Below are 20,867 nucleotides of genomic sequence, written 5' to 3'. Positions count from 1 at the left end.
ATGATTCAAACAGGAGTTGTGATATAAATAATAAATAGTTAAGCGGTTAAAAAATAGGGGGAATCATCATGCGTTGGGGTCGGGGAGTTTTGCTAGTTCTGTTAGGTGGTCTGTTAATGATTGGGTTGGGGTACCGTAGCGGTCAGTTTCCACAACTAACGGCCACAATTGACCAAGCGCGGAACCGAATTTCTGGTTTGATGACGCCACAAGGACAAGTGGTTACGCACGCTCATTCGTTCGAGGTACCCAAGAATGCTACGCCCGTAGAAAGTATTGTGCGGGGCGTGAGCTTGGATAAAACGTACCACTATCGGTTTAGTGACCAGTTGAATGCTGACGGTAAACAGGCCTTTAGTGATGCCGTAGAAGTCTATAATCAAACGGGGGTAGTCCACTTGGTGACTGGCAGTAGCTGGGGGAATCACAATCAGATTACCTTCTCCGTTTACCACAAGCAGATGCCCCGTCAATCTAAATTCGTTGAGTTGGGACATGGTGGTCCAGAAATTATTCAAACCACGACTGACTGGGGGACCAAGAGTGTTAATCATGCAGTGGCCAGCCTTAATGGTGATTACTCGCAGGCCTATAGTGACGCGGTGGCCATTCATGAGCTGGGACACGCTTTGGGACTGGACCACAGTAAATCCCGGTCGTCGGTCATGTACCCGGTGACGCGTGGGAAAACCCAATTATCAAATGGAGATATTGCCAGTTTGAAATTGATTTATCAATAAACTAATTGCAGATAACGCGCCTGGGACAACGGCCCCAGACGCGTTTCTTTAATGGTATACTAAGGCTATTCTCATTTTAAGGTTAACTGGACTTGATTAATTTTGACCCGGTAATTGGCGTGCGGCGCTGAAATAGTGACCGTATCACCGGGGTGGTGGCCGAGTAAGGCCTTACCCAATGGTGACACGCGAGTGATCTTACCAGCCGCTAGGTCGGCTTCTTGTGTCCCTACTAGTTGATAGGTGGCTTGTTCATGGTCGTCCAGGAATGTTACGGTGACCCATTTACCTAGGTCAACCACATCGGAGTTACTGGGCGCTACCACCTTGGCGTATTGGAGTTGTTTGGTGTAAAAGCGTAATTGGCTTTCTAAGTGACGTAAATCCCGTTTAGCGGCTGAATATTCGGCGTTTTCCGACAAGTCGCCGTGGGCTCGGGCTTCGGCTAAAATGGCAATTTTTTCTGGTCGGTCAGCTTCGAGCGCAGCAATTTTAGCTTGAAGGTCTTGGTAACCAGCTGCAGTAATTGGATTGAAATCGCGTGAATTTGGCATAATATCCTCCCTAATCAGTGACGATTAAACTCATTTTAACGAACTCGATTGTAAAAGAAAAGGAGTCTCCACTATGAAAATAACCTGGCAGTATTGGTTGAAACAGGCTGGTATCGGTTTGGTGGTCGTTTTAGTAATTGCTGGCTTAGGCCATCTGAACTATACGCAATGGCGGCTGTTACCAGGCTGGACGATGGCCGATTGGTGGTTTGCCTTGTGTTGGCTATGTTTTCCGTTGGCAAAATGGGTCATTTTAGAGGATAACCGAGATCTGCAGGCCCCCACAATCCGGCGTCGGACCCGGGCGCAACGGGCTGCTGATAAGACCGCCTCGATCTATGAAAAGATGACCCCCAAGGCCCGTGAGCCGCGGCTAGCGGCTGCGCCAAAGACAGCATTAGCCTGGTACTGGCGCGGGATAATTGATGTGGTGCTGATATTTGTGGGCCCACTGATCTTAGGCGGATTTCTAACATATTCGTTACGGCACAATTAAATTGTGCTGTTTTTCTCGGCATTATCGTCTAAAAATAGACGTTTGTGCCAGTTATTATTTAGTGTGGGGATTCCATGTTAAAGTAGTGACAGTTGAAAGGGGATCAGTTCTTCGATAACTGATTTCGCTAGTCAATCGGTTAGTGTGTGTGCGAGTATACACAAGCCAGATTGGCGGATGGCCCCTGATGATTCTCTAATCAACATAAGCGGTCTGATTGAACGATAAGCTGTGTGGGTAACCGGTGTGTTCGGTGTTACCAATGTCCAAAGAGTGAACGATGGTTATTGGACGATCCGAGGGAGTTTGACTAGTTAGAACTTGGGGGAGTGCTAATTTAGCCGGTAGTAAGGTTCAGGATTTGCTTAGAAAGGGGAGCTACCATGGGGGGTAGTTCCTTTTTTTCGGTGGGAAAAGCACGAGCAAACGTTTGCAAACTGATGAATTTCAGGTTACATTAGTGGAGACAGATGTTAACGGACATGGTAAAAGGGTGTGATAAGCTTTGCTAGCTGTCTATCTTTGTGAGGATAATCCCGAACAATTAAAACAGTACACGCGGGTGGTTCAGCGTTACATTATGATCAATGATTATGATATGCAAGTCAGATTAGCAACGCCGAGTCCGAAGGCCTTGTTGGCAGATTTAACGCGTAATCCGCCTGAATATGCCTTGTTTTTCTTAGATATTGAGTTTCCGGCAGAGCATCTGACGGGATTGGAAACAGCTATTCGGATTCGCCAGCAGTTAGGTTTTGCGGAAATTGTTTTTGTGACAACGCACTCTGAGATGGCATTACTCACCTTTGAGCGCAAGGTTGAGCCGATGGACTTTGTGGTGAAAGACCTAGGTCCCGAACAGATTTATCAAAAGTTACGAGAGAATATTGATTATGGCTATGAACGGTATACCAACTATCTGGGTAATACTGAAAATCTCTTCAGTTATATGATTGGTGGTCGAAAATTTAGTTTGCCCATGGGTGACGTGTACTTCGTGGAAACAGCCGAAACACCCCACAAGGTCATTGTTCATGCAGCGAGCCAACTGGTCGAGTTCCCGGGATTCTTAAAGGATATTGCGGATCAGTATACAGAGTTATATCGTACGGACAAGAGCTTTTTAGCGAATTTGGATAATGTGGTGGGAATTGATGCCGATGAACGGCGCTTGATTTTCCCCAATGGTGATAAAACGGATGTGGCAACTCGGCGGTTTCATGAAGTTAAGACATTAGTACAAAAGCATTTAAAGGCCTAAGAAGGTGACAAAATATGCAAATACTGGGTCCGCATTTTTGGATAAATTTTGTATTAGCAATGACCATGCAGTGGTTTATCACCCTATGGGTTGGCGTGATTCGACCTCAGAACTGGAAGTTGCCTTTGAAGTGGATGGGATGGGCCTTGATCCCGGCAGTGATTGGTCAGTCGTGGGCGCTATTGTTACCGCCGATCAGTGCCTTGTTGTACCTAATTCATCACCAACCACGATTGACGCTGATTTTTGTGAATGCGACAATCGTGGTCTTTTTGGTCGTTGTGATGGTTAACGATGTAGTTCGGGCGGTAGCTATTGAAATTTTTGGCTGGAGTGTCAGTCAATCCATGCCAGTGATTACGTTAAGTTTGGTTTTCCAGATTATCGTCTATACATTGTTTTCTGTGGCGGTTTCGGGAATGCGGTTGCAGCCAGGAAATCTGGAAATATTAGCCCTTAGTCGCAAAGAGCAGTGGACAGTAATGGCGTTATTGGTTAGTCTGGCAACGTTGGCACGGCTTTCTTCGGTGGTGATTCATCACCTCGTGGTTTCACATGCCATGCTAACGTTTGATTTGAGTATTGAATTGGTCATGATTCTTTCGATTAGTGCCAGTTTATTTGTTTTCTTACAAAGTTTCTTTCATCGTCAACGCGTACAGACCCAATACCAAGAGGCCTTATTACGAACACGTTATGATCAACGGATTTCCGATCAAGTAAAAGCTATTCGTTTATTTAAGCAACGATATCAACAACAAATGCTTAAATTAGGGGATTATTTAGATGCTGAGGACTACGTGGGATTAGCCACTTATTATCAAACGTTAAATTCACAATGGCAGACAACAAGTCAGTTGGCAGGTCTAGAGGCGGCGGGGTTACAACGACTGCATGATCCATCATTGAAGAGTCTATTATTTCAAAAATTGCTGACGGCCCAAGGACAGGGGCTAATTTTGCGGTTGGAGATTCCAGATTTAATTCAGTACGTGCCCATGAATAGCGTCCAATTGCTGCGGGTGATGGGGATTCTCCTAGACAACGCTATTGAAGCTGGGGGAGTTGGTCAGCGACGAGAAATTCACTGCGCGATTCTGGACTATCCAGACGCAGTCGAATTGGCAGTCGCAAACCCGGTATCCATGAAGAACCCACCACAATTGGCTCACATCATGGCCGCTGGGTATACGACTAAGGGGACTGGTCATGGTCAGGGTCTGCGAATTGTTCAAGAGATCATTGGTCAAACGCCAGGTGCAGCACTACAACTGGCTTTAAAACATGATCAATTATATTTTACGATAATTCTACTGAAGTCCGGAGGTGAATTGCGTGATAGCGGTTAGTACGTTGAGTTTTGCTTTGGCCGATCTGTCGATGGTCTACTGGTTCATTTATTTTCAATATTATTGGTTCTCTGAATTAGTAGTTTTCAAGCATCTCTCGTTATTCTGTTTCTTGGTCGCCATTGGCTATACGACCGTGGATTTAGTGAATCCGTTTACGTTTAGCGGTGCCCTGTTAGGTGCGTTACCGGTTATCCTTCTGTTGGGGTTAGAGTTCTTTTTGATAGGGATTCGGCAGCAAACGGAATATTTGCCAGCATTTATTGAGGTGTCAATCTTAGCTTATTTGTTAGTTGAGTTTGTAGACCTAATGGTATTGGCACTGATGATTTGGCTGACTGGTTTGATATTTGCCACGAGCTTGTGGGGAACGTTAGTTGAGCTGGTGATTAACAATGTTATTTTTGCGTTAGCAGCTTCCGGTCTGTGGCTAACGCGTGCGCCGATGGAGAATCTCATCCAATCAATGTTAGGACGCTCAACAGAATATCTATTTCTAGGCTTTATGTCAGCATTGGCGACGGTCTATATTCTATTTGAATACTCGTTACAATCATTGGAGAATTCAGCCCAGTACCTTTTCTTCTTAGGTGGTATTGCGGGGACTTTAGTGATAGGTCTGTCGCTGAGTACCTATATGCTCATGCAGACACACTTACAGGCGCAACATATGCAACTACAAGCACAGCAACAAGCCTTTAGAGAACAATACGCGACCGAATTGAATCGGCAAATGGGTGTAGTTCGTAAGTTTCAACACGACTATCAAAATATGTTGTTGGGTTTAGGTGGGTATCTAGATGATCACGATTACGAAGGATTTCGCCAACTTTATATTGACATTCGTTCAGGATGGCAAACTAGTGATGCGGCTGATTTAACGGTTGAAGATTTAGAAAATGTTCCAAGTGCCGGATTACGTCTTCAGTTGTATCATAACTATCTCTTAGCCCAACGTGCCGGAGTCCAGCTATTTGTTCAAGTGCCAGAACCACTAACTGCCACCGTCACGACGATTAAGAAGATAGGACAATTGGTGGATGTGACGCTGCCACCTTTGTTACCGGTTCTCAGCCGCCAACAACCGGCATTGGTGACGTTTGAGCTGCGGGAAACGGCAAAACAGCTTCGCTGGTTATTGACCTTTCCAATTCCCAAGGATGCTCGTTTGGATGGGCATAGTCGGGTAACGGCCAGCCAGGGGACATTAGATTTTTCTTATGTTCATAAAAATTTACCGGCTAAAGCTACCGCAACACTGCAATTGAAACTTCATTGGGGACAATTGATGGTTGCATTACCCAAAAGTGAGGGCTAATTTGCCTGAAATAATGTTCTGAAAGTTTCACAAAGTAAGCCTTAGCAGGTGCTTAATGAACATAAGGTCAGTGAACAAATTAAAGTTCTGAAAACGCTTGCATTTCTACGGCCGTCTGATATACTGATAATTGTAATACCAATCAATCTTTCAGAGAAGCCGGAAAATTTTGTGGTTTTACGGGTTCTTGATTTTGTGAAGTTTTTCTCATTAGAATGATCTTCACGGCACGATTAGTTTTAATTAACTAAAAGTGATTTGAATAGCTCAATACCTACATATTGAGATGAAGCTGATTTGAGTGACAGCGTTATCCTGACTACAAACTGTGATTATGTTGCAACTCTAATGATGCTAGTGGGAACCGGAGAGTGGTTACTCCGGTTTTTTTGTGGTTCCAGAGGGGTTGATAATTTTTATGACAGGTTGAGATGTAAGCGCTTGCACAATTGCGAACAAACGACTAGACTAAGAGTAGATTCACTGGTGTCTGTACTTGTTCCGAACAACCAAATTTCATTTTGGAAAAGGGGAAATGACTCATGGCACGTTTAGATGGTAAAGTCGCAATTGTTACTGGTGGTGTTAAGGGAATTGGCTTAGCAACGGCTAAGGCTTTTGTTCAGGAAGGCGCGAAGGTGGTCATCACGGATGTTGATGAGCGTAATAGCGCAGCAGCATTAACGGAAATTGGCCAAGACAATGCTATTTTTGTGAAGCAAAATGTTGCGGATGAAGCCCAATGGGAACCCGTTTTTGAGGCCGCCGAGAAGGCTTTTGGTCCCGTGAATGTCTTGATGAACAATGCGGGGATTTTAAGCTTTAACAATGCCGAAGAAGTGACCGAGGATAGCTGGCACAAGGTTTTAGCGGTTGATCTGGACGGTGTCATGTATGGTGTTAAGCACGCGATTGCGCATATGAAAGACAATGGTGGCTCAATTATTAATTTGTCATCGATCGCGGGATTAATCGGTATTTCAAATCTCTTCGCCTACAACGCCGCTAAGGGTGGCGTCCGCATGCTGAATAAATCGGCAGCGTTATACTGTGCGGAACAACACTACCCGATCCGAGTTAACTCGATTCATCCAGGATATATTCACACACCAATGGTCGATGCTTATCCTGAAATGCGGCAGCAACTAGAAGCCTTGCACCCGGTTGGCCGGTTGGGTGAAGCCAGTGAAGTTGCTAACATGGCAGTCTACTTGGCCTCCGATGAATCCTCCTTCTCAACCGGTGCGGAGTTCGTGGTTGATGGTGGTTATACGGCACAATAATATAAATAGCAATCCAAAAGGCGCGGGACTAATCTCTCGCGCCTTTAACTATTTAATTAGGTTAAGCGTTCCCCAGATTAACAAGATAGCGAGTAACCCGATCAGAATAATGAGCGCAACTTTCTGTCGATGTTGCATGCAATCCCCCCAAACTTCTAGAATTAGTGTAACAGGTTTTTAGTGACACGTTGGCTAAACGACGACATCGGCTGTATTTCGACGTTTAAGTACTAACTGAATTGGTCAAAATCATCTGGTACGGGTGCAGTGACGGTTGTGCGGATATCATTAACGGCAAATGGTTGTGGAAAGGTGAGTTGCCAGCAGTGTAACCGTAAGCGATTGGTGTCGGTCGCTGGGCCGTATAAAGGATCACCAATCAGCGGATGGCCCGCAGCGGCTAAGTGCACCCGTAGCTGATGGGTCCGGCCCGTCTCTAAGCGAAGCTGAATGAGCGTGGCTTGTTCACGGTGATCGCAAACGTGGTAGTGAGTTACCGCCGGTTGCGCATGGTCACCATTAACCTGGCGTTTACGTTTATCCAGTGGGTCGCGACCGATGGGATCCGTAAAGATGCCGTCACCAGTCAAGTGACCGTGGACCCAAGCCAGATAGATGCGCTGCACTTGCTTATCGGCAATGTGTCGAATCATGATGGGCACGACAGCGGGGGTCTTGGTCATGAGCAAGGCCCCCGTCGTTTCTTGGTCTAAACGACTGAGAATATAAGGTCCCGGTTGATTAGGTCCCAAATAAGCCGCCACGTGATTCAAGGTGGTTCCCCGTTCTCCCGGTTGGTTAGGGTGCGTTTTACTGCCACGTGTTTTATTGATGACTAACAAGTCAGCTGACTCATACAAGACAGCTACTGTGGCGGCACTATCAGGATCTACGTTGGGGAAAGGCTCTTTAAAGTCAGTGGGTAAAAAGGTCAATTGCACGGTGTCACCACCATAGACGATCTGATTCATTGAACGATAAGCTCCATTGACGAGCACGCGCTGATGAATACGAAGATCGTGAATCAGGTGACTGGGGAGCCGCCAATCGATGAGTTGTTGTCGTAAGGGCGTAGCTATATAAGTGGCTGGCAGTTGCTGCGTATAAGTCCAGTGCACGGCGGCACCTCCTTTTACATGGGTCAATATGAAGCCGTGTGAGCATAAAATAAGGCCGGGAGCTGGTCCCGGCCTTAACGTACTTATTCGTTATTTGGTAGCTTCTGGCTTAACAATCAAAACATCGCAAATTGCAGAACGGCTAACGTAGTTGGTCACAGAACCAACCATCAAACGTTCAACGGCAGTTAATCCAGTTGATCCAATCACAATTAATTCGGACTTGTGATCGGCTGGGAATTCACGCGCAATTACGGGTTTCGGATTACCAAACCGAACGTGAATGCTGACGTCCGTTACCCCGGCGTTGATTGCTTGTTGCTTGAGGGCATCAAGGCGATCTTGAACGTCTTGAGAAAGCTTGTAAATGACGTCACCGCTAACGGCACCACCATAGGTATCGCTAAATTGGTTAACTTCCAACACGTTTAAAATATCTAGATGCGTTTTGTTGCGTTTAGCAACTTCGATTGCTTTTTCTAAAACCGGTTGCGTTGCTTTGGAACCGTCAACGGGAACCAGAATATTCTTATATTGTTGTAACATATGGAATGCCACCCCTTCACGAGTCAATGGTTAAGACTTTACCCTTACTATATCATTTATTCCGTAGAGTGTAAGCACTTAATTCTGAAAAAATGTAGTGAAAGAGCATGAAAACCCCGTGATTTAGGGCATTGAAGAATTACAAAAATATTACCGATTAATTGGGAAGCACGACTGGTGGCGCCTCACGGCAGTTGGTCACTGGGGATGACCATTAGAGCAGTGGCGGCCACATTGAAGGTTTGCTTCATGAGGGTATCAACTTGTTGCGTCAGTTGGAAGATTTCAGCGGCAGTCATCGTTGGTTTCACGGCAACGGTGACGCTAACCATAATGAGGTTACCATCGTGATACGCTTTGAGGAAAACCACGGCTTTGACAGCTGGTAAGTGGTCGATGACCTGGCGATAACGCTGCTCCAAGGTTGGATCGAAGTAGTCGACGAGGTCGAGACCATTTTTTCGAAAAATCTGGATGCCGGTATAAAGAATATAGCCACCCAGTAACATACTCATGTTACTGTCGAGCCAGGGAAGGTGCAGTGTTGTGACACTGACAACGGTGAGAACGGTAACGCCGCTGGTTAATGCATCGGTCCAAGAATCTTGGGCGGCGGCAACTAAAGCGGTGTTAGCTAAACGATGGGCCCAATGCCAATTGGCTAGCCACAATAAGAGGAGGATAAACGTTGAAAGTCCAGCACCAATGCCAGCAATCCGCGATTGTAGTACTGGCGTTGTGGGAGAAAATAACGCCCGAGTCGCTTGGTAAATAATGTTGCCGGCAATCTCCACCATGACTAAGCCAGCCACTAAGGTGTAAAGGGTTTCGAAGCGAAACCGGGATTGTTGAATTCGCGGACTCATAGCCAGCTGTTCACTGGGCGCAATAGGGGCGCCCCACAGATCGTTGTCGTGAGTTTTAGCGGCCATGTAAAGGCCAGTCATCAGCAAGCTGGTGGAGAAAATTCCCGAGAGATTGTTAAACGCATCCGCTCGCAGAACTTGTGAATGGGCTAGCTGGGCACAACTAAGTTCGATGACAAAAAGCCCAAGATAGGTGCCAACATTAAGCCACAGGTGTTGCCGGGCAACCCGTAGATCGGTAACGGTCGTTTGCTGGATAGTTTCCCAAGTGTTTTTTTGTAGTGGATTCATCAACCCTCACTCCGTTCTGGTAGCTAGTTGACGGTGATAACGGCGTCGTGATTTAAAAAGGAAGAGGACGCTTAACATGAGACCGGCAAAGGGAATCGCTAGTTGGTACGGGCGGATAAAGGCCCGCGTTAGTTGGCGTTTGGCATCCCGATGAATCCCGCGCACGGTGTGGGTGAGTGCCCGGTTTGCCTGACGGACTTGTTGGCTGACACGGCGGCTAACTTGGGCGTGAATTTGGTGCTTGATTGGTGCGGGTGCTTGCAGCGCGTGTGCCTGTTGTAGAGCGGCTTGGTAATGGCCTTGAATGAGCTGCTGGGTTGCGTGAGTGCTGATAAAGGTGGTCGGTGATGGTGCGCTGACGCGTTCAGTAGCCAGTTGGTGATTGACCGTTTTTAGGGTGTCTCGTTTGGCCTTAGCCGGAATGGTTAACGCGGCCACGGCCTGTTCGGCATGGTGAGACACGGTGATTTTAGCGGTAGAAATATTGGCAGATAGGGCGGAAACGAAAATGGCGACGGCTAACGAGGTGCCAATTTGGCGGAAAACACCAATAACGCTTTGTGAGGCGGTTAGGAGCTTGCCAGAGAAGTCGCCGGCAGCTAGCACGGTCACTGGCCCGATAATGACGCCATACCCCGCACCGGACAGCATGAGGGCGATGCTGACCTGCCAATAAACGGCGGGATTGCTAAGGCTAAGTGTGATGTAGCCACTCAGAATAGCTAAACAACCGGTGGCAATGACGGCTCGTGGCCCGACCTTACTTAAGAGAAAGCCACTAATTGGTGAGCAGATGAAGAGCATGAGGGAAGCGGGGGTAATCATTAGGGCCGCCTGTAGCTCTGTTGCTCCCTGAATCTTGGTGAAGAAGCTGGGCAAGATGACCATTAAGGCAACAAAGAAAATGCCCGCAGCCACCGTAACGATTGCAGCCCCATTAAACTGCTGATCCTTAAATAATGCGAGTGGCATCATCGGTTGAGCAACGTGACTTTCAATCACGAGGAAGAGAGCTAAAGCCAATCCACAGGTGCCTATCAGGCCGATGATCCGCCAGCTGGTTCACCCCCAACCATTGCCTTTGATTAATAACAGTGACAGGCTAAAAAGTGCCAGCATTGAGGTGAGAGCGCCGGGGATATCCAGCGTTTCGTGCTGACCGCCGGTGTGATGCCAGTCGAGGAGGTGTAGGCACAGCCCGAGCGCTGCTAGGGCTAACGGTAGGTTGATTAAAAAGATGGTTCGCCAGCCGAAATATTGGGTTAGCACCCCACCGATAGTGGGGCCAAAGGCGGCGGCCAATCCTTGGGTGACCCCTAAAAGGGCGATGGCCTGCGTGCGGCTTGCCAGCGACGTGCTTTGAATGCCGATGGTCATACTAGCCGGAAAAACAATTGCGGCACCGACACTTTGCAGGGCACGGCCAGCGATTAAGAAGCCCACGGTGGGGGCCAGGCCAGAGGCAATGGAGCCAAGGAAAAATAGACTTAAGCCGACTAAGTAGAGGCGTTCACGGCCATAAATATCGGCAATCCGTCCCAACGGGATTGTGAGGCAAGCGAAGAGAATCGTATAGATATTTAGCGCCCAGGAGAGGTGGGCTAGATCAGTGTGTAGGCCACTTTGCATTGCGGGTAAAGCGATACTCATAACGGTGGTGTCCAGAATACAGATAGAAATCCCAATGGTCATTGTGAGTAAGATTCTACGTGAATGAGTCATATGAAGGACCTCCCTTTGTGTGGGGATAGTGTATAAGATGGTATACCGGAAGAAAACAGTTGCGTGACAAAAAAGGAGGTATTTGTCAATCATGAGTCCACAGGAATTGAAAGACCAGAAGCTGCGTGAGAGCTACCGCGCATTGCTATTACTGCTGGCGCGCAAGCCCATGCCGGACATTTCAGTTACGGAGTTGTGCCAACAAGCGGGGGTATCGCGGACGTACTTTTATAATCGTTTTGGGAACTTTGACGAAATTATTTTGGCGGCCTAGGAACAAGGGATCAGTCGCTATTTGCGAGCATTACCTAATTTCCAGCAGGTTGATTTAACGGGACTGATGACGCGTTACTTTGAATTGGCCCAACGAGAGGCGGACAATCAATTATTATTGGTGAAAAATGGCAAAATTCGGGTGTTGATGGCGACCTTTCAACAGGTCTACCGCCGGTTGTTAGCGGAGAGCCGAATTTTGGCTAAGGCCCCGCTAACTGTGGAAGATTACTACATCGAGTTCTTTGCGAGGGCCGTGATTAATCTGTCTGTCACGTGGCTAGAGCGGGGGATGCCGGAGTCCCCAAGACTGATGGAACAAAAGGCGAGTCGCTTCTTGTTGCGGACATGAGTTGAGTGGATTGAGAACGCAAAAAAACACCGAGCCTCACGGGATTCGGTGTTTTTGGTGTGGCTTATTTGAGACTTGATGAGGTTAACGAAAGGTTAGACCAGAAGCTATTGTTAGCGGGACCCATATCAAAGCCCTTAACTCGAGTATTAACTGGAACCCAGTTGTAACTGAATGAGCCGGGAGCAACGGCAGCTTGTTCATTCATGTATTTCTGCCATTGTTTGAAGGCCTTAGTCCGATAAGTGTCATTCCAAGCCTTATCACTGTTCATTTCATTCATCAATTGCGTATTTTTCTTAGAGACGAAGTGGCCCATGTTGTAGGTCGCATCTTCACCATAAAGTTGGGTAGGTGTTGGTTCAGATGACACGCCCCAAGCGGCAGCATAAACATCAATGGAGCTTTGTTTTGGCTTTTGCAGAGTTGAGTAGAAACTGTTCATTTCCATCGTCTTGCCACCAGTGAACTGAACGTTTAAGCCGACCTTGTGCCATTGCTGTAGATAGTCTTGGTATTCGGCTGCTTGTGCGGAAGTCCCAGTCATTGCGCCAAAGTAGATGGTTAACTTCTTACCACTGGGATCAGAACGCCATTTGCTACCATTGCGTTTCTTGTAGCCCGCGTCGGTTAACAATTTGTCAGCTTTCTTGATGTTGAGTGGGTAGCCTTTAGCAGATGAGTCGTAGTACTTTGAGAAGATTGGTGGAATTAGCGTATTGGCACGCCAAGTGATCCCATTACCAAACTTTTTGCTGACGGCGTCAAGGTTCAAGGCATACATCATCGCCTGACGTAGACTCTTATTGGCCATCTTGCTATTCTTATCCATGACGTTCTTTTGGGTCTTAGTGTCGTAGTGACCGACATTGAAGCCGAAGTAATCATAGGAAAGCGCTGGCTGACCAGTAATCTTGTAGTTCTTCACATTTTTAAGCTCTTTGTAGTCGGTTCCATGCAAGACGCTACCAGGGACCGTAAAATCATACTTACCAGATTGAATGGCTTTATCAATATTGTTAGAAGAAACGACATTGATACTGATATGCTTGATTTGAGGGGTTTTGCCGTAGTAGTACTTGTTTGGTGACCAAGTGGTTGATTCACCTTCAACGACCTTATCTAGCTTGTAAGCACCCGTGAAGATGGGGTTTTTCCGAACTTGTTTAGACGAAGCCAATTTTGCAATCGGAACATTCTTGATGTATTCATATGGTTCAACAGTTCCCCAAATGAAAGAGTTACCAGAGTACTTCATGGCAGGCGTGACTTTGGTTAAATGGATAACCGCAGTGCGTCCCTTTTCACCATCTGGGAAAGTAATTCCTGAAATGGTCTTAGCTTTTCCAGTATGGTAGGCCGCCATTCCTTTAATGGTATTAAAATCAGCTGAGTATTGTTGTGAAGTGGTGTTTTTGTTAGCGATAACTTCATAAGGGTATTCGATATCCTTAGCAGTAACTTTAGAGCCGTTCGACCACTTGGCGTCTTTTTGTAAAGTGATGGTTACGGTTTTAGCCTTCCGATTAATCCGTTGGTTAGCTAATCCACCATCGATGATTTTGTAATTTTTATCTACATTGAATAGGGAGCCGCCACCACCAGGAGCAAAGACATCAGCGTCTTCTTGGTTGGTGGATAGAACTTGATCAGAGATCCCTTGGAAGGGTGAATCATTAGGTTCAGCCAGCTTCAGTGTACTATTCTTGGTGGCTGAAGCATTAGTGGCTTTCTTATTGTTAAAAGTCGGTGATAATTTCAAAGAAGCAGTGGTACCATTTTCAGAACTAGATGAACTCTTGCTGGAACAAGCAGCGAGGCTAACGGTTGCTAGAACAGCCATCGCTGACAATGCGAGCTTTTTCTTATCCATTTATGTTTCCCCCTTAATTAATAGTTAGGTACAAGCGTGTCATTCCCCTCAGAATGATACGATAAGACTAGGGCGCGGGATGTCAGGGTGGCACCATCTCCTTAAAAGTCGTGAATTGGACTAGTTAATTGATCCTTGACGTTGCGAAGCATCTGCGGACCGTCGTAGAACCTGACCAACGTAACTAATTGATAAACATAAAATGATGATTTCTAGTGCGGCTGGTAACCAAGTCCACCAGTATTGGGTAATGTTGTTGGGATCATTGGCATTGGCAATCATGGTCCCCAGCGAAGGGGTTTGGCTAGGTAGCCCGAATCCCAAGTAAGAAAGACCCGTTTCAACCCCAATGTTTTCGGCAAATGATAGGGTACAGTCAACGATAATCAATGAGGAAATATTAGGCATAATTTCTCTGAAGATAATCTTCCAGTGATTTGTTCCTGAAGTTCGTGAGGCAGCAACGTAATCTTTTTCCGACTCAGCGAGGGTTCGTGACCGAATTAAACGAGACGTTCCTTCCCAGTAGAAGATAGAAAAGATTAACGTTAAGGTAACTGAATTGTAGTGTGGGATGATAGTAACGAGGACAATGATCATCATGGTCATGGGTAACATCATCATGAAGTCATAGATCCGTTGCATCCCCCAATCAATATAGCCATTAAAGTAGCCAGAAATCAGCCCCCAGCAAATCCCAAATGTCGAAGAAATTGCGGTCAAGCCAATTGCGATCCCGATTGAATTTCGTGAGCCGACAATCAGCTGCTTGGCAACTGAACGGCCACCGGAATCGGCCCCTAACCAGAAATCACTGGTAAATGGTTGATTGAAGTAAGCCATAATATTAGTTTCCATCATTTTGGGCGTGTTGATAAATAACGCACCAATCATGACGAATACAATAAAGCCAACAATAATAATTAAAGCGGCCATCGCCGGTTTATCGGCCTTGAATTCACTCCAAATAATTTTGGCGGTCGAAGGGGTAGCTTCTGCTTGTGCTTCTTGCGTTAGCCGGGCTAAATCAGCTGCGGAAACGTCTGAGTGTTGTTCAAAATTTTCTGCCATGTGGTTTAGCCTCCTTTATTGAATCCGAATCCGGGGATCAACAATGCTTAAGATGATATCGGAAAGCAATGTACCAATGAGGTTCAAAATCCCGTAAATTAACACTAATGCGGTAATAACCGTGTAATCACGATAACTAATAGAGTTCACGAATAGGAGGCCCATACCGGGATAAGAGAAGACCGTTTCGGTAAAGATGGACCCGTTCAGTAACCCGGTAATGGAGTAACCCGCAAAAGCGGCAATTGGCAACAGTGAGTTCCGGAAAATATGATGCCGGTAGATGTCCTTGTTGGGCACCCCTTTGGACCGCGCTGTACGGACGTAGTCAGAATGCTTGGCGTCAATCACTTCTGAACGTAAGTACTGAACAATATTGACAGTCCCGAACAACGCTCCCAATAAACCAGGTAACAGAATGTGATAGAACCGAGATCCGATGGTGGATAACCAACTGCTGGCATCGGACGATATTGACCCGGTCGTTGGGAACCAACCAAAGACATACCCGAAGATCCAAATGCCTAGAACTAAGATGACAAAGAATGGAATACAGTAGGTCACGTAAGTGTAGACCCGGATAATAGTATCTGGTAGTTTACCTTCATGCCGGCCGGCATAAACACCCATTGGTAAGGCGAAAGCATAAGTTAAAATCATGGTGAATAATGCCAACCATAACGTGTTACCCGCACGTCCCGCAATTAATCGCGTAACGGGTTCCTGGTACTGGTAACTGTTCCCCAAGTTCCCATGGAATAAGTGCACGACCCAATTCCAATATTGTTGGTACCAGGGGTCATACAGACCGTTAATCCGCATCAAGTGTTTGATTTGAGCCGGGTCGGCCTTGGGATTAATTGAACCGGTAAATGGATCACCAGGCATCGCCTTGGCCAAGAGGAAGACCAGAATACTGAGAATAATAACTTCGGGAATCATGATTAAGAAACGACGGAGAATGGTTTTCCACATTAGGCCTGCACCTCCCCTTCTTGATTAGCTAGCTGGTGAGCGATTTCTTCTGGTAAGGCCACCGAATGGGTGGGACTTACTTGTACCAACGGATAAGCTTCACCGTTTTCATCGTAGTATTTACTCTGTTGTTCGTCGTAGATCTTTTCCACGGCCAACCGGGAAGCTCGGTGAGCGGCCCGTTGGTTGACGTTGGTTTCGGGGATGGCTGCAAGCAGGCGCTTCGTATAAATATGTAGCGGATGGTTGTAGATATCCTCACGCGTACCGATCTCAATTAACCGACCGCGGTTCATGATGGCAATGTTGTTACACATGTGGCGAACCACGCCGAGGTCATGTGAGATGAAGAGATAGGAAATGCCAAATTGACGTTGGATTTTCTTCATAAAGTTCAGCACCTGTGCTTGCACAGATAAGTCCAGAGCCGAGACAGGCTCATCAGCGATGATGAGCTTGGGGTTGGTAGCAACAGCGCGAGCAACCCCGATTCGTTGTCGTTGACCACCAGAGAATTGGTGGGGATACTTGTAAAGGGCATCGGCATCTAGTCCCACGATATCAAGGAGCTGTAATACTCGGAGCTTCTCATCTTCTTTACTCAGATGTTCAAAGTTACGGAGTGGTTCAGCGATGATGTCTTCAATCCGCTTACGAGGATTCAAACTCGATAAGGAATCTTGGAAAATCATTTGCACGTCGCGGTTGTAATCGAGCTTGCGGCGGTTGGCCCGTTCGGTAATATCTTTACCGTCATACATAATGGAGCCACTAGTGACCTTTTCCAGTCCCACAACGGACTTACCGGTTGTTGATTTGCCGGAACCGGATTCGCCAACCAAACCGTAAGTTTCGCCGGCCTCGATGTTAAAGGTAATGCCATCGACTGCCTTGACCGAGTCGGTGACCCGGTTCCAGAAACCGGAACGGATGGGGTAGTGGACTTTGAGATCTTTGATTTCAACTAAGCTCATGCCGTCACGCCCCCTTGTTGATCTGGAAATTGAAAGTTCTTGTAGCAGGTGCAGCGAACCTCATGGCCCGGCGCTACTTCGTGCATACTGGGATGTTCTTCATGAGCACTGGCGGGAACCCACGGAATCCGTGGCGCAAACCGATCACCCTGACTGGGCATCTTTTGCAGTGATGGGACGTTCCCCTTAATGACATAGAGGTCATCATTCTCGTTTTCCCGCTGGGGCATTGACCGGAGTAGAGAACGGGTATACGGGTGTTCTGGGGTGTTGAAGACTTGTTCAGCCGATCCCAGTTCCACAATTTGGCCCGCATACATGACAGCTACTCGGTCGGCCGTTTCGGCCACAACCCCTAGGTCATGGGTAATCAGGATAATGCCGGCATGATTTTCTTTTTGAATATCACGGAGCACATCGAGAATCTGGGCCTGAATGGTGACATCCAATGCGGTGGTTGGCTCGTCAGCAATAATGAGGTCCGGCTTGCAGGCAATCGCAATGGCAATGATCACCCGTTGCCGCATCCCCCCAGAAAGCTCATGGGGAAATTGACGCGCTGTTCGTTGCGGATTCACAATGCCAACTTGATCCAGTAATTCTAGGACCCGCGCATGCTTGGCATCCTTGGACAGGTCGGTGTGGTAATCCATAACTTCACTGATTTGATCTTCAATTCGTTTGAGTGGATTCAATGCGGATAAGGGGTCTTGGAAGATCATGCCAATCTTATCGCCCCGGTATTGGTTGTAACCATCCTCGTCAAGCTGTAAAAGATCGGTTCCCTCGAAGTCAATCTCACCGGTAATCTTAGTCTCTGCCGCATCATGAAGACCCATGATGGTCGTGGCTAACGTACTCTTGCCACATCCGGATTCACCCACAATCGCGAGAATCTCATCGTGATGAACCTGAAGGTTAACGTGGGAGATGGCATCGTAGAATTGTCCGTTAATTTTAAAGGCGGTGCTGACATCTTTAATGGTCAAAAAGTTTGCTGCAGTGTCCACGGAAATCCCTCCCAATGTATTTTTCTCTAATATATCTCTCATTTTTGAATAAACCTTTATGAATAAAGGCTCGGACCTATTCAAGTTGGCCCTAAACAATAATTGCGTTTGATTATAGTTAATCAAATTCTAATTTTCAAGACCATTTTTTAAATAATTTGCCATTTATTTTTCACAAATTCTTCAAATCCTTTGATATGGCAATCATCGCAGATGCTTTGAAAAATGATAAAAAAATTCACTTAAATCCACCAAGTTGGATAATCGGGTTATCAAACTACCCGGTAATGGAATAATCCTATGCAAATGATCACGCAAATATGCATGTATATTTTGAATGAGGGAATCCTGTGATTACCAATTTGTGACTATTATCGAGATCGCAGAGTGTGGTATGATACCAGTAATGACAGATTTTTCGAAAGCGATGGCTGAACGATGAGATTAGACTTTTCAGTTGCCGTTCACAGCTTGCTTTACTTGGATGAGAACCGTCCACGTAAGATTGCAAGTCGGGAGCTGGCGACTTCCTTACAACTGAATGCGGTCATGATTCGCAATATTCTTTCCGTCCTGCATAAGCAGGGCTATATCGAGGGGTTCGTGGGTAAAAATGGCGGTTATCAACTCATTAAGGATTTAGCGGAGATCAATGTGGGTGAGCTTTATGACCTGACAATTCCACCGACCATTAGCTATGCCCGGTTTATCACCGGTGATTCTAAGGGAACGCAGACGACTGACGAGACGGATATTTCGGCAAACATCTCGCAAACGTTGACGGATTTATTTACCCTTGCCGATGAGGACTATCGCAAGTTCTACCACCAATTCACGATGACGGATTTAAAACGTGACTTACATGCACATGGTTTCTTCCGTCAGTTAATTAACCCCAAATAGACCGCTGGGAGTTATTGGCAAAGACGTGAGCTAAACGCTATTTTTTAGTTAGCAAACCGATTATAATTATGGTGTAGATGAGGAATGGTGATTACGGTCACCATTAATGTCGTTGGAAGCCGCCCGGGGTGAACCTGGACGGCTTTTTTCGATCAATAACCAGCGATAAAGTAGCAATAATCTTCTATAAATAAGGTAATGAAAACCCAGATGAAAGCTGAATTGTAATCGATTACAACTCGTGCTATGATTTAAAGTAACCAAGACACCGACAGTTAGGAGTCGGGGCCGTGGCGTGGTTAATTTGAAAGGGGTTTTGGGTTATGTATTGGTATGCGATGAAGTCACATGATATTCGACACAATTTAGCAACGGAACAGTACTTAATGAACAACAAAAAGTTCGATGAACCATTGGTATTGTTTTACTATGAAGGACCCTGCATCATTGTCGGTCGGAACCAAAATACATTAGAAGAAATCAATCAAAAATACGTGGAAGAACATAACATCACCGTCACCCGTCGGTTATCGGGTGGTGGCGCGGTCTATCAAGATCTCGGCAACCTTTGCTTTAGCTTCGTGGTTGATAGCGATAGCGAAGAATTCGGTGATTTTAAGTCTTTCGTCCAACCGGTGGTGGATGCATTGCATGCGATGGGCGCAACGACGGCTGAAGTCTCTGGTCGTAACGACATTCTGGTGGACGGCAAGAAGTTCTCTGGAAATGCGATGTACTCACATAGTGGCAAGACCTTCTCTCACGGAACGTTGATGCTTGATGTCGACCAAGATGTGATTGCGCACGCTTTAAATGTCCCGGAAGATAAGATGAAGTCTAAGGGGATTAAGTCGGTGCGGTCCCGAGTTACGAACTTGAAGCCCTATTTAGCTCCCGAATATCAAAACTTAACGGTGCCGGAGTTCCGGGATACCTTGTTAAAGGAACTCTTCCAGGTTAAGGATCTCAAAGCAATTGCCGATAAGGAAGTCACCATCAATGATGATGAAAAAGTGGCAATCGATAAGATCTACAATGACTATTACAATAACTGGGACTGGGTCTACGGCAATTCACCTGAATTTACGGTGAAAAAGCGCCAACACTTTACGGCCGGTACAATTGATGCACGGTTATTAGTGGAGGGCGGCAAGATTAAGAACCTAAAGTTTTACGGCGATTTCTTCGGCCCAGCCGATGCGACTGAATTAGCGGATAAGCTAACCGGCGTGCGGTATGACCGAGAACACGTGGGCGCCATTTTGGATAGTGTCGATACCCAGCAATACTTCAATGGCATTCCTACGGCAGAAGTTCTTGATTTATTAGTTGATTAGCTGGCGTTAGTTTTTGGTGATTAGCTGATTTTCACCGGGGAATACGTTAGAATAGAAGAGGAAATTGACTAAGACGTGGTCGGTTTGACCACGTCTTTTATTTTAGAAATTATTGAGGGGTTTAGGTTAAAATGAAAGATCGTAACGTTATTGCCTGGGCGATTGTGTCCCTAGTTGGATTCATCGCTATTAGTTTTTTAATGTCACGGTTCTTTGGTCAAGGGGCCAATACCGCAAAAGTCATGACTGATTTTTGGCGTTCAACGCTGACGGCAGTCATTTTATATGCGATTCCGGTAGTGCTGGCGGCCATTGATTGGCGCCCATCCTTTTATGTCATGGGACTGGTCATCGCGATGTATACGCTGGCGCTAATCAGTGTGTTACTGAACATGTGGACCGGGGGAACGCAGAATACCATGATGGTCAAACTACTCATGTCGGCGTTCAGCTTAGCCCTCATGGTGGGAAACGGGTACTGGCTGGTCTTGGCATTACGGTTGCGCAAAAAGGAACAAGATAGGCATGACCGGAAACGGTTTGGTCGTTAAAACG

Annotated in this window: 20 protein-coding genes and 1 pseudogene; 11 read left to right on the top strand and 10 right to left on the bottom strand. The window is 46.4% G+C overall.

Annotation, left to right across the window (positions count from 1 at the left end; genetic code table 11):
* Positions 1–68: 68 nt before the first annotated feature.
* A complete protein-coding gene (locus ACP4IT_RS02020; protein ID WP_011666964.1) occupies positions 69–740 on the top strand; it encodes a matrixin family metalloprotease in 672 nt (223 codons plus the stop codon).
* 71 nt (positions 741–811) lie between these two features.
* On the opposite strand, the gene greA is transcribed toward ACP4IT_RS02020, so the two are convergent.
* The gene (greA, locus tag ACP4IT_RS02015) at positions 812–1,294 is read right to left on the bottom strand and encodes a transcription elongation factor GreA (protein ID WP_011666965.1); all 483 of its coding nucleotides are present in this window, start codon (positions 1,292–1,294) and stop codon (positions 812–814) included.
* A gap of 73 nt (positions 1,295–1,367) precedes the next feature.
* On the opposite strand from greA, the gene ACP4IT_RS02010 reads away from it, so the two are divergent.
* The 5 genes from ACP4IT_RS02010 (at position 1,368) to ACP4IT_RS01990 (ending at position 7,001) form a co-directional block, all read left to right on the top strand.
* A complete protein-coding gene (locus tag ACP4IT_RS02010) occupies positions 1,368–1,790 on the top strand; it encodes a hypothetical protein (RefSeq protein WP_011666966.1) in 423 nt (140 codons plus the stop codon).
* A 505-nt stretch (positions 1,791–2,295) separates the two neighbouring features.
* The gene (locus ACP4IT_RS02005) at positions 2,296–3,051 is read left to right on the top strand and encodes a response regulator transcription factor (protein ID WP_011666967.1); all 756 of its coding nucleotides are present in this window, start codon (positions 2,296–2,298) and stop codon (positions 3,049–3,051) included.
* A gap of 14 nt (positions 3,052–3,065) precedes the next feature.
* Positions 3,066–4,400: a GHKL domain-containing protein gene (locus ACP4IT_RS02000; RefSeq protein WP_011666968.1), complete on the top strand. Its 1,335-nt coding sequence runs from the start codon at positions 3,066–3,068 to the stop codon at positions 4,398–4,400.
* Positions 4,387–5,718 carry a hypothetical protein gene (locus tag ACP4IT_RS01995; RefSeq protein WP_011666969.1) on the top strand — a complete coding sequence of 444 codons (1,332 nt, stop codon included), beginning with the start codon at positions 4,387–4,389 and terminating at the stop codon, positions 5,716–5,718. Before ACP4IT_RS02000 ends, ACP4IT_RS01995 begins: the two co-directional genes overlap by 14 nt.
* 542 nt (positions 5,719–6,260) lie before the next feature.
* Entirely contained in the window at positions 6,261–7,001 is a 741-nt protein-coding gene (locus ACP4IT_RS01990; RefSeq protein WP_011666970.1) for a glucose 1-dehydrogenase, read from the top strand.
* A 230-nt stretch (positions 7,002–7,231) separates the two neighbouring features.
* Here the strand turns inward: ACP4IT_RS01990 and ACP4IT_RS01985 are convergent, their stop codons facing one another.
* The 4 genes and pseudogenes from ACP4IT_RS01985 to ACP4IT_RS01970 all read right to left on the bottom strand — a co-directional run bounded on the left by ACP4IT_RS01985 (position 7,232) and on the right by ACP4IT_RS01970 (position 11,544).
* Complete coding sequence (locus tag ACP4IT_RS01985) at positions 7,232–8,119, bottom strand: RluA family pseudouridine synthase (RefSeq protein WP_051053359.1); 888 nt, start codon at positions 8,117–8,119, stop codon at positions 7,232–7,234.
* A 90-nt stretch (positions 8,120–8,209) separates the two neighbouring features.
* Positions 8,210–8,665 carry a universal stress protein gene (locus tag ACP4IT_RS01980; RefSeq protein WP_021742399.1) on the bottom strand — a complete coding sequence of 152 codons (456 nt, stop codon included), beginning with the start codon at positions 8,663–8,665 and terminating at the stop codon, positions 8,210–8,212.
* Between the two features lie 185 nt (positions 8,666–8,850).
* The gene (locus ACP4IT_RS01975; protein ID WP_041815081.1) at positions 8,851–9,822 is read right to left on the bottom strand and encodes a cation diffusion facilitator family transporter; all 972 of its coding nucleotides are present in this window, start codon (positions 9,820–9,822) and stop codon (positions 8,851–8,853) included.
* 6 nt (positions 9,823–9,828) lie between these two features.
* Positions 9,829–11,544, bottom strand: a pseudogene (locus tag ACP4IT_RS01970) (MFS transporter).
* 91 nt (positions 11,545–11,635) lie between these two features.
* On the opposite strand from ACP4IT_RS01970, the gene ACP4IT_RS01965 reads away from it, so the two are divergent.
* A complete protein-coding gene (locus ACP4IT_RS01965; protein ID WP_024855258.1) occupies positions 11,636–11,818 on the top strand; it encodes a TetR/AcrR family transcriptional regulator in 183 nt (60 codons plus the stop codon).
* 21 nt (positions 11,819–11,839) lie between these two features.
* Entirely contained in the window at positions 11,840–12,169 is a 330-nt protein-coding gene (locus ACP4IT_RS01960) for a TetR-like C-terminal domain-containing protein (protein WP_015473098.1), read from the top strand.
* A gap of 64 nt (positions 12,170–12,233) precedes the next feature.
* Here ACP4IT_RS01960 and ACP4IT_RS01955 read toward each other — a convergent pair whose 3' ends face one another.
* The 5 genes from ACP4IT_RS01955 to ACP4IT_RS01935 form a co-directional block, all read right to left on the bottom strand.
* Positions 12,234–14,042 carry an oligopeptide ABC transporter substrate-binding protein gene (locus ACP4IT_RS01955; protein ID WP_011666975.1) on the bottom strand — a complete coding sequence of 603 codons (1,809 nt, stop codon included), beginning with the start codon at positions 14,040–14,042 and terminating at the stop codon, positions 12,234–12,236.
* A 120-nt stretch (positions 14,043–14,162) separates the two neighbouring features.
* Positions 14,163–15,113: an ABC transporter permease gene (locus ACP4IT_RS01950; RefSeq protein ID WP_011666976.1), complete on the bottom strand. Its 951-nt coding sequence runs from the start codon at positions 15,111–15,113 to the stop codon at positions 14,163–14,165.
* Positions 15,114–15,128: 15 nt separating this feature from the next.
* Positions 15,129–16,088 carry an ABC transporter permease gene (locus tag ACP4IT_RS01945; RefSeq protein ID WP_011666977.1) on the bottom strand — a complete coding sequence of 320 codons (960 nt, stop codon included), beginning with the start codon at positions 16,086–16,088 and terminating at the stop codon, positions 15,129–15,131.
* On the bottom strand, positions 16,088–17,062 hold the full coding sequence (locus ACP4IT_RS01940; RefSeq protein ID WP_015473099.1) for an ATP-binding cassette domain-containing protein: 975 nt from the start codon (positions 17,060–17,062) through the stop codon (positions 16,088–16,090). Before ACP4IT_RS01940 ends, ACP4IT_RS01945 begins: the two co-directional genes overlap by 1 nt.
* Positions 17,059–18,072 carry an ABC transporter ATP-binding protein gene (locus ACP4IT_RS01935; protein ID WP_011666979.1) on the bottom strand — a complete coding sequence of 338 codons (1,014 nt, stop codon included), beginning with the start codon at positions 18,070–18,072 and terminating at the stop codon, positions 17,059–17,061. Before ACP4IT_RS01935 ends, ACP4IT_RS01940 begins: the two co-directional genes overlap by 4 nt.
* 438 nt (positions 18,073–18,510) lie before the next feature.
* Between ACP4IT_RS01935 and ACP4IT_RS01930 the strand changes: the two genes are divergently transcribed.
* The 3 genes from ACP4IT_RS01930 to ACP4IT_RS01920 all read left to right on the top strand — a co-directional run bounded on the left by ACP4IT_RS01930 (position 18,511) and on the right by ACP4IT_RS01920 (position 20,863).
* Positions 18,511–18,975 (top strand): Rrf2 family transcriptional regulator, encoded by a 465-nt coding sequence (locus tag ACP4IT_RS01930; protein ID WP_015473102.1) that lies wholly within the window; start codon positions 18,511–18,513, stop codon positions 18,973–18,975.
* A 323-nt stretch (positions 18,976–19,298) separates the two neighbouring features.
* Entirely contained in the window at positions 19,299–20,312 is a 1,014-nt protein-coding gene (locus ACP4IT_RS01925; protein ID WP_011666981.1) for a lipoate--protein ligase, read from the top strand.
* 131 nt (positions 20,313–20,443) lie between these two features.
* The gene (locus ACP4IT_RS01920) at positions 20,444–20,863 is read left to right on the top strand and encodes a hypothetical protein (protein WP_011666982.1); all 420 of its coding nucleotides are present in this window, start codon (positions 20,444–20,446) and stop codon (positions 20,861–20,863) included.
* Positions 20,864–20,867 lie beyond the last annotated feature (4 nt).

This window comes from Levilactobacillus sp. LN180102 (assembly GCF_050106635.1).
Taxonomy (GTDB): Bacteria; Bacillota; Bacilli; order Lactobacillales; family Lactobacillaceae; genus Levilactobacillus; species Levilactobacillus brevis.
This window is presented reverse-complemented; position numbering and strand designations above follow the sequence as displayed.

What these genes read in the sequence shown, in the direction of transcription:
- ACP4IT_RS02020 (WP_011666964.1), top strand. Translation starts at nt 69, where the DNA reads ATGCGTTGGGGTCGGGGAGTTTTGCTAGTTCTGTTAGGTGGTCTGTTA.
- greA (WP_011666965.1), bottom strand. Translation starts at nt 1,294, where the DNA reads ATGCCAAATTCACGCGATTTCAATCCAATTACTGCAGCTGGTTACCAA.
- ACP4IT_RS02010 (WP_011666966.1), top strand. Translation starts at nt 1,368, where the DNA reads ATGAAAATAACCTGGCAGTATTGGTTGAAACAGGCTGGTATCGGTTTG.
- ACP4IT_RS02000 (WP_011666968.1), top strand. Translation starts at nt 3,066, where the DNA reads ATGCAAATACTGGGTCCGCATTTTTGGATAAATTTTGTATTAGCAATG.
- ACP4IT_RS01990 (WP_011666970.1), top strand. Translation starts at nt 6,261, where the DNA reads ATGGCACGTTTAGATGGTAAAGTCGCAATTGTTACTGGTGGTGTTAAG.
- ACP4IT_RS01980 (WP_021742399.1), bottom strand. Translation starts at nt 8,665, where the DNA reads ATGTTACAACAATATAAGAATATTCTGGTTCCCGTTGACGGTTCCAAA.
- ACP4IT_RS01975 (WP_041815081.1), bottom strand. Translation starts at nt 9,822, where the DNA reads ATGAATCCACTACAAAAAAACACTTGGGAAACTATCCAGCAAACGACC.
- ACP4IT_RS01965 (WP_024855258.1), top strand. Translation starts at nt 11,636, where the DNA reads ATGAGTCCACAGGAATTGAAAGACCAGAAGCTGCGTGAGAGCTACCGC.
- ACP4IT_RS01955 (WP_011666975.1), bottom strand. Translation starts at nt 14,042, where the DNA reads ATGGATAAGAAAAAGCTCGCATTGTCAGCGATGGCTGTTCTAGCAACC.
- ACP4IT_RS01950 (WP_011666976.1), bottom strand. Translation starts at nt 15,113, where the DNA reads ATGGCAGAAAATTTTGAACAACACTCAGACGTTTCCGCAGCTGATTTA.
- ACP4IT_RS01945 (WP_011666977.1), bottom strand. Translation starts at nt 16,088, where the DNA reads ATGTGGAAAACCATTCTCCGTCGTTTCTTAATCATGATTCCCGAAGTT.
- ACP4IT_RS01940 (WP_015473099.1), bottom strand. Translation starts at nt 17,062, where the DNA reads ATGAGCTTAGTTGAAATCAAAGATCTCAAAGTCCACTACCCCATCCGT.
- ACP4IT_RS01930 (WP_015473102.1), top strand. Translation starts at nt 18,511, where the DNA reads ATGAGATTAGACTTTTCAGTTGCCGTTCACAGCTTGCTTTACTTGGAT.
- ACP4IT_RS01925 (WP_011666981.1), top strand. Translation starts at nt 19,299, where the DNA reads ATGTATTGGTATGCGATGAAGTCACATGATATTCGACACAATTTAGCA.
- ACP4IT_RS01920 (WP_011666982.1), top strand. Translation starts at nt 20,444, where the DNA reads ATGAAAGATCGTAACGTTATTGCCTGGGCGATTGTGTCCCTAGTTGGA.